13 protein-coding genes are annotated in these 13,220 nt (G+C 62.8%); 9 read left to right on the top strand and 4 right to left on the bottom strand.

All coding sequences use genetic code 11. The features are described from left to right. Positions 1 to 14: 14 nt before the first annotated feature. The 3 genes from ehuD to ehuB all read right to left on the bottom strand — a co-directional run bounded on the left by ehuD (position 15) and on the right by ehuB (position 2,251). Positions 15 to 671 carry an ectoine/hydroxyectoine ABC transporter permease subunit EhuD gene (gene ehuD / locus AC30D9_RS20940; RefSeq protein WP_307574512.1) on the bottom strand — a complete coding sequence of 219 codons (657 nt, stop codon included), beginning with the start codon at positions 669 to 671 and terminating at the stop codon, positions 15 to 17. After that, positions 668 to 1,327 carry an ectoine/hydroxyectoine ABC transporter permease subunit EhuC gene (ehuC, locus tag AC30D9_RS20935; RefSeq protein WP_307574511.1) on the bottom strand — a complete coding sequence of 220 codons (660 nt, stop codon included), beginning with the start codon at positions 1,325 to 1,327 and terminating at the stop codon, positions 668 to 670. The genes ehuD and ehuC overlap by 4 nt, the downstream gene beginning before the upstream one ends. A 66-nt stretch (positions 1,328 to 1,393) precedes the next feature. Further along, positions 1,394 to 2,251, bottom strand: a complete 858-nt coding sequence (gene ehuB, locus AC30D9_RS20930) for an ectoine/hydroxyectoine ABC transporter substrate-binding protein EhuB (protein WP_307574509.1) — start codon at positions 2,249 to 2,251, stop codon at positions 1,394 to 1,396. Positions 2,252 to 2,540: 289 nt separating this feature from the next. Here ehuB and ehuR point away from each other — a divergent pair, with 289 nt between their 5' ends. The 8 genes from ehuR (at position 2,541) to AC30D9_RS20890 (ending at position 11,911) form a co-directional block, all read left to right on the top strand. Next, positions 2,541 to 3,935: a MocR-like ectoine utilization transcription factor EhuR gene (gene ehuR / locus AC30D9_RS20925; RefSeq protein ID WP_307574507.1), complete on the top strand. Its 1,395-nt coding sequence runs from the start codon at positions 2,541 to 2,543 to the stop codon at positions 3,933 to 3,935. A 182-nt stretch (positions 3,936 to 4,117) separates the two neighbouring features. Beyond that, on the top strand, positions 4,118 to 5,089 hold the full coding sequence (eutB, locus tag AC30D9_RS20920) for a hydroxyectoine utilization dehydratase EutB (protein ID WP_307574504.1): 972 nt from the start codon (positions 4,118 to 4,120) through the stop codon (positions 5,087 to 5,089). A gap of 22 nt (positions 5,090 to 5,111) precedes the next feature. Then, entirely contained in the window at positions 5,112 to 6,104 is a 993-nt protein-coding gene (locus AC30D9_RS20915; RefSeq protein ID WP_490144761.1) for a cyclodeaminase, read from the top strand. Positions 6,105 to 6,143: 39 nt separating this feature from the next. Beyond that, positions 6,144 to 7,334: an ectoine hydrolase DoeA gene (doeA, locus tag AC30D9_RS20910; RefSeq protein ID WP_490144760.1), complete on the top strand. Its 1,191-nt coding sequence runs from the start codon at positions 6,144 to 6,146 to the stop codon at positions 7,332 to 7,334. Positions 7,335 to 7,337: 3 nt separating this feature from the next. Beyond that, on the top strand, positions 7,338 to 8,339 hold the full coding sequence (doeB, locus tag AC30D9_RS20905) for a N(2)-acetyl-L-2,4-diaminobutanoate deacetylase DoeB (protein WP_307574496.1): 1,002 nt from the start codon (positions 7,338 to 7,340) through the stop codon (positions 8,337 to 8,339). Between the two features lie 92 nt (positions 8,340 to 8,431). Beyond that, the gene (locus AC30D9_RS20900) at positions 8,432 to 8,911 is read left to right on the top strand and encodes an Lrp/AsnC family transcriptional regulator (protein WP_307574494.1); all 480 of its coding nucleotides are present in this window, start codon (positions 8,432 to 8,434) and stop codon (positions 8,909 to 8,911) included. Positions 8,912 to 9,041: 130 nt separating this feature from the next. Further along, a complete protein-coding gene (locus tag AC30D9_RS20895) occupies positions 9,042 to 10,529 on the top strand; it encodes an NAD-dependent succinate-semialdehyde dehydrogenase (RefSeq protein ID WP_307574491.1) in 1,488 nt (495 codons plus the stop codon). Continuing rightward, positions 10,526 to 11,911, top strand: a complete 1,386-nt coding sequence (locus AC30D9_RS20890; RefSeq protein WP_490144759.1) for an aspartate aminotransferase family protein — start codon at positions 10,526 to 10,528, stop codon at positions 11,909 to 11,911. The genes AC30D9_RS20895 and AC30D9_RS20890 overlap by 4 nt, the downstream gene beginning before the upstream one ends. Positions 11,912 to 12,005: 94 nt before the next feature. Here the strand turns inward: AC30D9_RS20890 and AC30D9_RS20885 are convergent, their stop codons facing one another. Next, a complete protein-coding gene (locus AC30D9_RS20885) occupies positions 12,006 to 12,443 on the bottom strand; it encodes a Z-ring associated ZapG family protein (protein WP_134925734.1) in 438 nt (145 codons plus the stop codon). A gap of 147 nt (positions 12,444 to 12,590) precedes the next feature. Here AC30D9_RS20885 and AC30D9_RS20880 point away from each other — a divergent pair, with 147 nt between their 5' ends. Continuing rightward, on the top strand, positions 12,591 to 13,220 hold the full coding sequence (locus tag AC30D9_RS20880; RefSeq protein ID WP_490144819.1) for an alpha/beta hydrolase: 630 nt from the start codon (positions 12,591 to 12,593) through the stop codon (positions 13,218 to 13,220).

Here is a 13,220-nt window from a genome sequence, read left to right as displayed (position 1 = left end):
CAGAGGTAAAGTCATTAGCGTAGCTCCATGCGCGTTTCAAGGCGCCGTACCAGATAAGCCAAGGCAAGGCTCAGGGCGAGGAAAAACAGGCCGACCATGGTGATCGGTTCCAGGTAACGGAAATTCTCGGAACCGATGTTCTTGGCCTGTTGCATGATTTCCACCACGGTGATCGCCGACAGCACCGGCGTGTCCTTGAGCATCGCCACCAGGTAGTTACCCAGCGGCGGCACGATCGGCCGCAGCGCCTGGGGCAGGATGATGTTGCGGTAAGCGTTGTACGGCGCAATGTTCAGTGCCGTCACCGCTTCCCATTGCGCCCGTGGCACCGCGTCGAGCCCGCTGCGGTAGACCTCGGCGATGTAGCAGGCGTAGTGCAGGCCGATGCCGAGGATGCCCACTTGCATGGCTGTCAGGCTCAAGCCGTAGTTGGGCAACACGTAGTAGAGGAAATACACCTGGATCAGCAGCGGCGTGCTGCGGATGAACTCGATCACCGCCGTGGCCGGCCACGACAGCCAGAGTTTACGACTGCGCCGACCAATCGCCAGGAACAGCCCCAGGACAATCGCGATCAGGAAACCGATCAGGGTGATGCCCACGGTATTGAGGGAGGCGCGCAGCAGGTCGGGCAGGATCTGTGCGGCGTAGGACCAATCGAACAGGGTCATGACAGGCCTCCACGCATCCGGCCCCGGCTCAGCCTTCGTTCGACCTGGCGCATACCGAAGTTGATGGCCTGGGCGAGGATGAAGTACATCACCAGTGCCAGGCTGAAGATCTCCAGGGTCTGGAACGTCGCCTGATCCAACTGTCGCGCCCGGAAGCTCAGGTCGGACAAAGTGATCAGCGACACCAACGAGGTATTTTTCAGCAACTCGATCAACAGGTTGGTGCCCGGTGGAATCGCCGCCAGCAAGGCCTGGGGCAGGATGATTCGCTTGAAGCGCGTGAAGGCGCTGAAATTCAGCGCCGTGCAGGCTTCGTATTGCCCCTTGGCCACCGAACTGATGGCGCCGCGCATGACCTCGGCACCGTAGGCGCCGATGTGCAGGCCCAGGCCGACGATGGCCACCGCGTACGGGCTCAGTTCGATGTTGAACGGCGGCAGTGGCAGCACGAAAAACAACCAGAACAGCTGCACCAGCAATGAAGTGCCACGAAACACTTCGATGTAGGTAATGCTGAACCAACGTAGCGCTCGCCACGGTGAGAGCCGGCCCAGGGCCGCCAGCACCGCCGCGATAATCGCCAGCACTGAACCGAAGAAGGTCACCTGCAGCGTGACCCAGGCCCCTTGTATCAATAACGGAAGTAATTCACCCATGGTTCAACCCGATATCCGATGAAGCAGGGAACAGGCATTACGCACCGTGCGTCATGCCCGTTTCGACTATGGCTGGGCGCAGAGCTCGGCCGCGGTCTTGCTGGTCACGTTGGACTTGTCGAAACCGAACGGCGCAACCGTCTTGAGGTGTTCTTCAGAGCCCAGCCACTTCTTCAGCTCAGCGTTGACCGCGTCGCGCAGGTCTTTGTCTTCGGGACGGAAGGCGAGGGCGCCGTAGCCGATATGGGAAGGGTCGTCCTTGAACTCGGTCATCGCCTCGACCTTGTCGCCGCCCTTGCCGGCCAGGCCTTTCATGGTCAGTTGCGTGCCGACGGCAGCGTCCGCGCGACCGGCGCGCACGGCCTGCAGTTGCGCGGTGGTGTCGGGGACTTGGAGGATCTGCTCGTCCTTGACCCCGGAGTCCCGGGCGTAGGCCAGGTTCACCGTGCCGGCCATGATCGCCAGCTTCACATCCGGTTGCTTGGCGATGTCTTCATAGCTGTGGAGTTGTTTCGGATTGCCCTTGGCCACGAGCAACGCGTCGGGCAACTGGTATTGCGGGTCGGTGAACAACACTTGCTTGCAGCGCGCCGGGGTGATGTACATGCCGGCGGCAATCACGTCGAAGCGGCCGGCGCGCAAGCCAGGAATCAGCGAGCCCCATTCGGTGAGCACACCATTGACCTGCTTGATGCCCATCTTGGCGAAGATCACCTTGGCGATTTCCGGCGATTCACCGGTCACGGTGCCGTCGGTTTCGGTGAAGGCGAACGGCGTTTCGTTGGCGTAGCCGATGCGGATACTGCTGTTGCTTTTGACGGTATCCAGGGTGGCCGCTTGAACGCTGCTGGCCAGGCCGAGTACGGCGCAGGTCAGCAAGAGCCGACGCAGGGGCGCGCAGGTGCCGGGAAGAAAATTGCTCATCGATAAAATCTCCTGTTTCTTGTGGATCCGTCGTTGGACGGCTCTGTGGTAGGAGGCAGTGTTACAAGAGCAAAGCGTACAGCGGCTGATCCAGGCTGGGCCCTGGATCGGGAACGGCGCCGGTACAGGTCGATCCGGCTTTTTGTAAGGGCCATGGACCCGCCTGGATGACGACCTTGGACCGAGCATACAAAAGCCCCGGCACCGATTGCATTGCACTAGGACAATTGCTTTGCCGGGATTGTCGCGGGATGCTGTGCGCACCGGAACACACGCGGGTTGCAGCGTCATGGATAAGTGGAAATCAGCCTTGGAGGTCGCCCGTAGCGGTGAATCCAAATACAAGATTCTGGTGCAGGCCATTGCCGACGACATCGAACAGGGCACCCTGGCCAACGACCAGCGCCTGCCGCCGCAACGGCAAGTGGCCGACGCCATGGGCATCAGCGTGCAGACCGTCACCAATGCCTACAAGGAACTGGAACGCCAGGGCCTGGTGCGTTGCGAGGTGGGGCGCGGCAGTTTCGTCTCGCGGCGCATGAGCGACCGGGTCGCCACCTATATCCTCGACAGCCCCGAGCGAGCGCTGGTGGATTTTTCCATCACGCGGATCCTGCATACCCGTGAGCACGACCAGTGCTGGCGCGATACCTGCCTGGAGCTGAGCACCGAAGAAGACCAGCCGTGGATCCATGCTTTCCGACCGATTGCCGGTTTTGAATCCCACCGTGAGGCCGCTGCCCAATGGATCGCCCGCCAGGGGCTGAAGGTCGATCGCAACGATGTTCTGATCACCAATGGCGCGGCCCACGGAATCTTCCTCGCCCTGGCTTCGCTGGCCGGTCCCGATGACGTGGTGCTCTGCGAAGGCGTGACCGACCACGGGGTGATTGGTAATTCCCAGGTACTGGGCTTCACCCTCAAGGGGCTGGAAATGGACCGCTACGGCATCGACCCCGAGCACTTCGAAGACATGTGCAGCAACGAGCGCATCACCGCGCTGGTGTGCACGCCGAACCTGAACAACCCCACCACCAGCCTGATGCCCGATACCCGCCGCCGGGAAATCGCCGAGATTGCCCGGCGCTTCGGCGTGCACATCATCGAAGACGACGTGTACGGCCCGCTGCTGGACGAACGCCGGGCACCGCCCATCAGCCATTACCTGCCGGAGCTGTCGTTCTATTGCACCAGCATGACCAAGTCGGTGCTCACGGGCCTGCGCATCGGCTACCTGGTGGTGCCCAAGCGCCTGGCCCTGCGCACCGAGAGCATCTTGCGGGTCAACAGTTGGATGGCCACGCCCATGGTCTCGGAAATCGCCGCCCGCTGGATTCGCGATGGCCGCGCCGAATCGCTGCTGCAACTGCAACGACGGCTGTTGGCCGCGCGCCAGGCGATGGTCACCGAGTACATGGGCGAGCATCTGCTGGGCCAGCATCCTCACGCCCTGAATGCCTGGATCGGCATCCCACCCCGTTGGGAAGTGGACAGCCTGGTGCGGGCGCTGCGGCACAAACACATCGCCGTGACCTCTCCCGACCCCTTCACTGTCCGCGGCACCCCCAAGCCCCGCGCGGTACGGGTGTGCGTCGGGGCCGAGTGCAACGATGAGGAAATGCGCCATGCGCTGATCGGCATGCGGCAGATCTTCAACCAGTACCCGCAGGTGCATGATTTCTAACTGTGGGAGCGAGCCTGCTCGCGATAGCGGCGTAACAGCCAACAGAAACTGTGACTGTACTGCCCCCATCGCGGGCAGGGAATTTGGGACCGAACAATCATCGATTAAATTGCCCTAGTACATTCATCACGACAATCCAGCCCTCTTAGACTGCGCCCAACACATCAGCTCGGGACGCGGTCATGTCAGTGTTGCAGCTTCAGGATGTCTACCTCGCTCGCCAGCGCATCGAGTCGCAGGTGCGGCGCACGCCCATGGAGCATTCCGAGAGCCTGTCGCGTCTGATGGGGGTGGCGGTTTACCTCAAGCTCGAATCCCTGCAAATCACCGGCAGCTTCAAGTTGCGTGGCGCGAGCAATGCCGTGGCCCAACTCAGCCCCGAGCAAAAGGCCCCCGGTGTGGTCACCGCTTCGACCGGTAATCACGGTCGGGCGCTGGCCCATGCGGCTTCGCAACAAGGCGTCAAGGCGATTGTCTGCCTGTCGCACCTGGTGCCGGCCAACAAGGTCCAGGCGATCCGCGACCTCGGTGCCCAAGTGTGCATCGTCGGCCAGTCCCAGGACGATGCCCAGGGCGAAGCCGAACGCATTGCACGGGAGCAGGGTGCGACCTTCCTGCCGCCGTTCGATCACCCGGCGATCATCGCCGGCCAAGGCACCCTCGGCCTGGAGATCCTCGAGCAGCGACCGGACGTCGCCCAAGTGCTGGTGCCGTTGTCCGGCGGTGGCCTGTTCGCCGGCGTGGCCCTGGCCCTCAAAAGCGCGAACCCGGCGATCCAGGTCCACGGCATCAGCATGGCCCGAGGCGCGGCGATGCATGCCAGCCTCGCCGCCGGGCAGCCGGTGGACGTCGAAGAGTTGCCGACGCTGGCCGACTCCCTCGGCGGCGGCATCGGCCTGGGCAATCGCTACACCTTCGACCTGACCCGACAACTGATCGATGACCTGCACCTGCTCTCGGAAGCCTCTATCGCCAACGCCATCCGCCACGCCTATCACCACGAACGCCTGGTGCTCGAAGGCGCCGCCGTGGTGGGTATCGCCGCGTTGCTCGACGGCCTGATCGAGCCACGCGGGCCCATCGTGCTGGTGGTCAGCGGACGCAACGTCGACACCGAACAACATGCCCGCGTACTCGCCGGCGCCAACGCTTGATAACCCGTTAACGGAGCCTGTCATGAGTGAAGTCACCCTATTGAGCGAAGCCGACCTGCGCAGTTGCGTGGCCCTCGACTTGGCCAGCATCGACGCCATCGAGCAGGCTTTCGTGCTGTTGGCCACCGCCGCCGTGGCGATGCCGCCGATCCTGCGATTGGACATCCCCGAGCACAACGGCGAAGTCGATGTGAAGACCGCTTACCTGCCGGGCCTGGAACGCTTCGCCATCAAGGTCAGCCCGGGCTTTTTCGACAACCCGAAACTCGGCCTGCCCAGCCTCAATGGCATGATGATGCTGCTCTCGGCGCGCACCGGTTTGCTGGAAGCGCTGTTGCTGGACAACGGTTACCTCACCGCCGTGCGCACGGCGGCGGCCGGGGCGGTGGCGGCGCGTTGCCTGTCTCGCGAGCACAGCCGCAGCGTCGCGCTGATTGGCGCTGGCGAGCAGGCCGCGTTGCAGTTGCAGGCGTTGCGCCTGGTACGGCCTATCGCAGAAGTGCGGGTCTGGGCTCGCGACGCAGCGAAGGCCCAGGCCTTCAGCAGCGAGCTTGCCCGCGATACAGGGCTTTCGGTCACGCCGTGCGCCAGTGTCGATGCAGCCCTGGAAGGCGTGGACATCGCCATCACCTGCACCCCCAGCCGCGAGCCGTTGATCGAAGCCCGCCACCTGCACCCCGGCCTGCACATCACCGCGATGGGCTCGGACGCCGAGCACAAGAACGAGATTTCCCCGCAAGCCCTGGCCGCCGTCGACTGCTATGTCGCCGACCGCCTGAGCCAGACCCGCCTGCTTGGCGAACTGCACCACGCCCTGGCGGCCGGTGTTGTTGGCGATGAGCAGGCGTTGCTGGAACTGGGCCAAGTGCTGGCGGGACAGCGGGCCGGACGTACCAGCGAGGCACAAGTCACCCTGTGCGACCTCACCGGTACCGGCGCCCAGGACACCGCCATCGCCAACCTGGCGTTCGAGCGGGCGCGGGCGGCGGGCAAGGGCTTTGCGTTCGGCCGCTAGATCATTTTTCTCATGAGTCATTGAACAGAGGGCAGGTGGATGTCAGAGATCGTCGTCAATCTTCCGTTCCAGCGGGAGGAATACAGCCAACGCCTGGCGAAGGTTCGCGCGGCCATGCAGGCCCAGGGCCTGGAGCTGCTGCTGGTCACCGATCCGTCGAACATGGCCTGGCTCACCGGCTATGACGGTTGGTCGTTCTATGTGCACCAGTGCGTGTTGCTGGCGCTGGACGGCGAGCCTGTATGGTTCGGGCGTGGCCAGGATGCCAACGGGGCGAAGCGTACGGTGTTCATGCAGGCCGACAATATCGTCGGCTACCCGGACATCTACGTGCAGTCCCGCGAGCGCCATCCCATGGACTACCTGTCCCGCGAGGTGATCACGGCCCGTGGCTGGGGCGCGCTGACCATTGGCGTGGAAATGGACAACTACTACTTCAGCGCCGCCGCGTACCTGTCGCTGCAAAAGCATTTACCCCAGGCGAAACTGGTGGACGCGGTGGGGCTGGTGAATTGGCAACGCGCGGTCAAGTCGCCCCAGGAAATCGCCTACATGCGCATCGCCGCGCGCATTGTCGAGAACATGCACGGGCGGATCCTGGAACGGATCGAGCCGGGCATGCGCAAGAACGAACTGGTGGCCGAGATCTACAGCAGCGGCATCCTCGGCGCCGACGGTCATGGCGGCGATTACCCGGCCATCGTGCCGCTATTGCCCACCGGTGCCGATGCCAGTGCACCGCACCTGACCTGGGACGATTCGCCGTTCGAAAAGGGCGCCGGCACCTTCTTTGAAATTGCCGGTTGCTACAAGCGTTATCACTGTCCGCTGTCGCGCACCGTTTACCTGGGCAAGCCGCCGCAACATTTCCTCGATGGCGAAAAAGCCGTGGTCGAGGGCATCGCCGCCGGCCTGGACGCGGCCAAGCCGGGCAACACCACGGGCGACATCGCCGTGGCGTTTTTCAAGGTGCTGGAGAAGTTCGGCATCCACAAGGACAGCCGCTGCGGCTACCCCATCGGTATCAGTTATCCGCCTGACTGGGGCGAACGCACCATGAGCCTGCGCCCCGGCGACACCAGCGTGTTGCAGCCGGGCATGACCTTCCACTTCATGCCGGGGTTGTGGATGGACGATTGGGGCCTGGAAATCACCGAAAGCATTCTGATCACCGAGACCGGCGTCGAGACGCTGTGCAACGTGCCTCGTCAATTGTTCGTGAAGGATTGAGCCATGCCCGAATTGCCCAGCAATCCCATCAGCGCCACGGTCGACTTCACTCGCGAGGGCGTGCAGCACGGCTTTCTCAAGCTGCCCTATTCGCGGGACGATTCGGCCTGGGGCGCGGTGATGATCCCCATCACTGTCATCCAGCGTGGCAGCGGGCCGACGGCGCTGCTCAGCGGCGGCAACCACGGCGATGAATACGAAGGTCCGGTGGCGCTGAGCAAACTGGCGCAGCGGCTGACGGCTGAAGAAGTGAGCGGACGGGTGATCATCGTGCCGTTCATGAACACCCCGGCGTTCCATGCCGGGCGCCGTACCTCGCCCATCGACAAGGGCAACCTCAATCGCAGTTTTCCCGGCAAGCCGGACGGCACCGTCACCGAGAAGATCGCCGATTATTTCAATCGCACTCTGCTGCCCTTGGCCGACATTGTCCTGGATATTCATTCCGGCGGCCGGACTCTGGATTTCCTGCCATTCGCCGCTTGTCACGTGTTGCCGGACAAAGCGCAACAGGCCCGCTGCGAGGCCGGGATGCTGGCGTTCAACGCGCCGTATTGCATGCGCATGCTGGAGCTGGACGCCGGGGCAATGTACGACACGGCGGCCGAATCCCAGGGCAAGGTATTCGTCACCACGGAGCTGGGCGGCGGCGGCTCATCGACCGCCCGTAGCGTAGCGATTGCCGAGCGTGGGGTGCGCAACCTGCTGGTTCACTGCGGCATCCTCCGCGGTTCGATCGAGTTGCAGCCCTCGTTGGTGCTCGACATGCCGGACGCCAGTTGCTTCATCGCCAGCGAGCACGATGGCTTGCTGGAAATGTGTCGCGACCTGGGTGAGCACGTGACCCGGGGCGAGGTGGTGGCGCGCATCCATGACACCACCCGCAGCGGCGTCGCGCCGGTTGAATATCGCTCCGCCCGTAGCGGTTTGCTGGCGGCCCGGCATTTTCCGGGGCTGGTGCAGTGCGGCGACACGTTGGCGGTGATTGCGGATGTGTTGGCTTGAGTCGGGTTGGCACAGAACCTGTGGTGAGGGGATAAATCCCCTCGCCACAATTGATGTATGCCTTGAGTTTTCAACCACTCGGAGCCCGGCCCATGCACAAGCTCGATCGCTATGACCTCAAGATCCTGCAGATCCTCGCCGAGGATGGGCGGATCACCAAGTCGAGCCTGGCCGAGGCCATCAACCTGTCGGTGACGCCGGCCTGGGAGCGGGTGCGCAAGCTCGAAGCCGCGGGCCTGATCATCGGCTACCGGGCGCAGATCGATTGGGGCGCGGTGTTCAAGCGTCAGCAGGTGCTGGTGGAAATCACCCTGGCGCGGCATACCGCCCAGGACATGCGGCGTTTCGAGCAACGCATGATCGCCGCTCCAGAAGTGGCGTTCTGTTACGCCACTGGTGGCGGGGTAGATTACCTGGCGATGATCCAGGCTCCGGACGTCGATGCCTATCAGCGTTTCGTCGACCAACTGCTGCTCGAAGACCTCGGCATCGAGCGCTACTTCACCTACATCGTCACCAAGACCATCAAGACCAGCGGCGCCCTGCCGGCGGAGTTGGCCGAGCCATCCTGAGCACCGCAAAAAACCGCTTTTGTCGCCCTCGATTCAGAAAAAAACCAGGGTTTGACCCACGGCAAACAGCCGATTACCCGAGCGCCACCGTCCTAGCATGGTTTCACGCACACGCTCTGGAGTGAACGTCATGACTTACCAACATCCGCTGCTGTTCAAGGCGCTTTGCTACATCGACGGCCATTGGGTCCACAGCGACAGCGGCCACAGTATCGCCGTGCACAACCCCGCGACCCGCACGGTCATCGGCCATGTGCCGCTGCTCGATCAGCCGCAGATCGTCGCGGCGGTGGACGCGGCCCATCGTGCGTTCCCGGCCTGGCGCGAGCAGAGCCTGGACGCCCGGGGCGCGATCCTGCGGCGCTGGGCGGCGTTGATCGTCGAGCACCGCGAAGACCTGGCGCGCATCCTCAGCCTGGAGCAGGGCAAATCGTTGGCCGAATCCCGTGGCGAAATTGCCTATGCCGCGAGCTTCATCCCGTGGTTCGCCGAAGAAGCCCGGCGCCTGTACGGGCAGAATATCCCCAGCCATATCCCGAACGCGCACCTGGGCACGCTCAAGGAACCGGTGGGCGTCTGCGCGCTGCTCACGCCGTGGAATTTTCCATCGGCGATGATCACCCGCAAGGCCGCCGCAGCCCTGGCCGCGGGTTGCACGGTAGTGATCAAGCCGGCCCATGAAACGCCTTACTCGGCCTTGGCCCTGGCGCAACTGGCCGAGGAAGCCGGCTTTCCCGCCGGGGTGTTCAACGTGGTATTGGGCGAGCCGCAAATGGCCATGGAAACCTTGGTCAAGGATCGTCGTGTACGCTCGGTGAGCTTCACTGGCTCGACCCGGGTCGGCAAGCTGGTGCTGCAAGCGGCGGCCCAAGACGTGAAGAAGGTCGCGCTGGAGTTGGGCGGTAACGCGCCGTTCATTGTCTGCGCCGATGCCGACCTGGCCTTGGCGGTGAAAGTCGCGGTGGAGGCGAAATTCCAGACCTCAGGGCAAGACTGCTGCGCGGCCAACCGGATCATGGTGCAGCGCCCGGTGTACCAGGCGTTCCTCAGTCGTTTCACCGCAGCGGTGCGTGCCTTGCGAGTCGGCCCAGCCATGGTCGATCAGCAGGAGCAGGACGTGGATGTCGGCCCGTTGATGCATCAGGCGGCGCTCGATGCGACCGCCGACCGCGTCGCCGATGCGCTGGCCCTCGGCGCCCAGCGCTTGGTGGGCGGTGAGGCCCATGCCTTGGGCGGGTTGTTCTACCAGCCTACGGTGCTGGCCGATGTCACGCCGCAGATGCGCATCTACCGCGAAGAAAACTTCGCGCCCATTGCCGGGGTGATGCCGTTCGACACCCTGGACGAAGCCATCGAAATGGCCAACGACACCGAGTACGGACTGGCGGCCTATATTTGTTCCAACCGCCTGGACCTCATTTATCCGCTGATCCGCCGTCTCGACCACGCGATGGTCGCGGTCAACGGCGTCAAGTTCACCGGCCACCCGATTCCCTTCGGTGGCATGAAAGCCTCGGGCCTCGGTCGCGAGGGTGGCAGCGAGGGCTTCGAGCCCTTTGTCGAAACCAAATACTTTTGCCTGCACCATCAAGGCCAGTTCCCAGGAGAGCCCGCATGAGCCAAGAACTCAACACGCTGTTCGAACAAGACCGTGCGCATTTCATGCACCCCTCGACCCATGCCCACGATCACGCCAGCGGCGCGCTCAAGGGGCGGATCATCAAGAGCGCATCGGGCATTCGCATCCGCGACCATGAGGGCCGTGATTTCATCGACGCCTTCGCCGGTCTCTATTGCGTGAACATCGGTTACGGCCGCACCGAAGTGGCCGACGCCATCTACAAGCAGGCCAAGGAACTGGCTTACTACCACACCTATGTCGGCCATTCGAGCGAGGCGATCATCGAGCTGTCCAGTCGCATCATGGACTGGGCGCCGGAAGGGATGAAGAAGGTCTATTACGGTTTGTCCGGCTCCGATGCCAACGAAACCCAGGTCAAGCTGGTGCGCTATTACAACAACGTACTGGGCCGGCCGCAGAAGAAGAAAATCATTTCACGGGACCGTGGCTACCATGGCTCGGGCATCATGACCGGCAGCCTGACCGGCCTGGCGACCTTCCACCAGCATTTCGACCTGCCGGTGGAAGGGGTCAAGCACACTGTGTGTCCGCACTGGTATCGCAAGGCGCCGACGGGCATGGACGAACCGGCTTTCGTGCGGTACTGCGCCGATGAACTGGAAAAAATGATCCTCGCCGAAGGCCCGGACACCGTGGCGGCGTTCATTGGCGAGCCGTTGATGGGCACCGGTGGCATCATCGTGCCGCCCGCTGGCTATTGGGATGCGATCCAGGCCGTGCTGAAAAAATATGACGTATTGCTGATTGCCGATGAAGTGGTCTGCGCCTTCGGTCGCCTGGGCTCGAAGATGGGTAGCCAACGCTATGGCATGAAGCCGGACCTGATCACCACCGCCAAAGGCCTGACCAGCGCCTATGCACCGTTGTCGGCGGTGATCATCGGCGAAAAGATCTGGAGCGTGATTGAAAAAGCCTCCCAGGCCGAAGGCGCCATGGGCCATGGCTGGACTTATTCGGGGCACCCGATCTGCGCGGCGGCGGCGCTGGCGAACCTCGACATCCTCGAACGGGAAAACCTCACGGCCAACGCCGAGGACGTGGGTGGCTACCTGAATCGTCGTCTGCGTGAAACCCTTGAAGGTCATCCATTGGTGGGTGAAGTGCGTGGTGACGGCATGCTGGCGGCGGTGGAATTCATGGCCGACCGTGAACAACGGACGGCGTTCGATCCGGCACTCAAGGTCGGCCCGAAGGTCTCGGCCGCCTGCCTGGAGCGAGGCATGATCGCCCGCGCCATGCCCCACGGCGACATCCTGGGCTTCGCCCCGCCCTTGATCCTGACCCGCGAAGAGGCGGACCTGATCGTCGACATCACCAAAGGGGCTGTCGACCAGGTGGCGGGTGAAGTTCTGGCTTGAGCCCCTTCACTAAGGGAGCGAGGGGGATTTTCTTGAACCAATAAAAAGCCCGCCCGATCATCTGATCGGGCGGGCTTTTGGTGTCGCTTGGAGATTACTTCTTCAAACCGTAATGCTCATCGAGCATGCCGGGTGAATTGGGGGCCTTGGGGGCATAGTCCCGCGGCGGCTCCTGGAGCCCTTTTGGTGGGGTCAGGCGTTCCCGGGGAGCCTGTGCCGCATCGGCTTGCAGGGCGGCCAGCAGACGTTGGCGAGTCTGCTCGTCCAGGGCCAGGCGATTGGCACCCTCGGACAAATGATCCTGGACGTCCTGGTAGCTCTGGGTGAGTTTTTTCACCAGGGACGCGGTGCTGTTGAAGTGGGTGACCACCTCATTCTGATAACTGTCGAAACGTTCCTGAATGTCGTCCAGCTGACGTTGCGTGCTGTTGGGCACCGCGTTGGGCAGCAATCGGGCAAGCAGGAATCCAATGGCGACACCGGCAACCAGGGCAAGAGTCGGCAACAGCCAAACTAAGAGCGAGTGTTCCACGAGTCCTTCCTCTATAAACGGCTTTGCTTTACGTTAACGGCTCGGACCTGCGCTGTATACCGCGAAGAACATCGCAATCATGCCAGGCACAGACTTTAGCTAGACGAGTCGACCCTATTCGAGGTCACGGAGTTCTTTCCCTTGCTTATGCGCGAAACCCCTGTAGTCATCGATGGCCCGGTGGGCCAACTGGAAGCCTTGTACCTGGACAGCGAGACGCCCCGTGGCCTGGCGCTGATCTGCCACCCGAACCCGGTGCAGGGCGGGACCATGCTCAACAAAGTGGTCTCGACCCTGCAACGTACTGCCCGCGATGCTGGGCTGGTTACGTTGCGTTTCAATTATCGTGGCGTGGGTGCCAGTGCCGGTACGCATGACATGGACACTGGTGAAGTCGACGACGCCCAGGCCGCCGCCGCCTGGCTGCGGGAAAAATACCCACAACTGCCGCTCACCCTGTTCGGTTTTTCGTTTGGTGGTTTCGTTGCCGCAAGCCTTGGCGGACGCCTGGAAGCCCAGGGGCAGCCGCTCAAGCACCTGTTCATGGTGGCCCCGGCGGTGATGCGCCTGAATGAGCAGTCGCCCCTGCCGATGAACGGTGAGTTGACCGTGATCCAGCCGGAAACCGACGAAGTGGTCGATCCGCAACTGGTTTACGAATGGTCCGACACGCTCCAACGCCCCCATGAGCTGCTGAAAGTGGCAGAATGCGGACACTTTTTTCATGGCAAGCTGACCGATCTCAAGGATCTGATCCTGCCGCGCCTTTCGAATTGA

This window comes from Pseudomonas sp. DF11 (assembly GCF_058148565.1).
The sequence above is the reverse complement of the archived record's forward strand: the minus strand, read 5'-3'. Positions and strand labels throughout refer to the sequence as shown.